Annotated in this window: 1 pseudogene; it reads left to right on the top strand. The window is 61.6% G+C overall.

Annotated elements, in window-relative coordinates:
- Window positions 1–52: 52 nt before the first annotated feature.
- A pseudogene (locus AWB65_RS34900) lies at window positions 53–1188 on the top strand (IS3 family transposase); the annotation flags it as partial.
- Between the last annotated feature and the right edge of the window lie 181 nt (window positions 1189–1369).

A 1369-nucleotide genomic window follows, 5' to 3' on the forward strand; every position in this document is an offset into this window, starting at 1 on the left:
TGAGATTGACCCGCCAAAACGGACACCTATCCTTTTAAAAGGGGGTGTCAAAATGGGCAAGCATCGAGCACCGTACCCGGCGGAGTTCCGGGCTCACATAGTCGAACTGGTGAAGGCGGGGCGAACACCCGAGGAGCTTGCGCGAGAGTTCGAGCCTAGTGTGCAGACGATAATCAACTGGGTGGCGCAGGCGGATATTGACGCCGGCGTGCGTCAGGAGGGGTTGACCACGGCTGAGCGCCAAGAGCTCACCCGTTTGCGCCGCGAGAATCGGCAATTGAAGACGGAGCGCGACATTCTCTCTCACGCCGCGGCCTGGTTCGCCCGAGAGACAGGAGCCGTGTCCTCGAAGGATACGGATTCATGAGAGCAAACCAGGCCCGTTGGCCCATTGCCACGATGGCGCGGCTGCTGGGAGTCTCGACCAGCGGTTACTACGCGTGGCTGGTGAGGGAGCCATCAAGGCGGTCACGTAGCGATGCTCAGCTACTGACGCGCATTCGTACGCTGCATGCGAGTTCGCGAGGTACGTACGGAGTGCCGCGCATCCATGCGCAACTTGCGCGCGAGGGAGTGCACGTGGGACGCAAACGAGTCGCGCGCCTGATGCGCATCGCGGACCTACGGGGAGCAAGTCGACGGCGCTGGCCGCGTACAACGCGCCAGCGTGCGGGGGCACGGCGTGCGCCGGACCTCGTGCGCCGGCACTTCAATGCTGGAGGGCCCAACATACTGTGGGTCGCAGATGCCACCTACATTCCGACGACAGAAGGCTTTCTCTATCTGGCTGTGGTGCTTGATGTCTTCAGCCGGCGCATCGTCGGCTGGGCGATGTCGAGCCACTTGTACACCGAACTGATGTTGCGCGCGCTCGACATGGCCCTCCAGCAGCGACGTCATGAGGGCGTGATTTTACATTCCGACCAGGGGGCCCAATACACATCCATTGCCTTTGGGCGACGCTGCCGCGAAGCCGGCGTGCAGCCGTCGATGGGTACAGCCGGCGACGCGTACGACAATGCGATGTGCGAATCCTTCTTTGGGACACTCGAAGCAGAACTCCTGTCGCGCGAACACTTCGCGACCCATGAACAAGCCCGCAGGCGCATCTTCTCCTTCTTGGAAGGCTGGTACAACGTACGCCGCCTGCATAGCAGCATCGGCTATTGTTCGCCGCTCGAATTCGAAAACCTGAGCGCCAAGAGAAAAGCCGTATCACCCTGCGGGTTGCCCACCGACGGGCAGCGTCGTGGTCGTGAGAAGCGACCCGCTGCCCGTCCGTGGACAACCCGCGACTCAACGCTTAACGGAGGCCGGACCACGACAAATCTTTAACTGCAAATCTGTCCGTTGGAGCGGGTCAATCTCA

This window comes from Caballeronia humi, from assembly GCF_001544475.1.
GTDB classification, from domain to species: Bacteria; Pseudomonadota; Gammaproteobacteria; order Burkholderiales; family Burkholderiaceae; genus Caballeronia; species Caballeronia humi.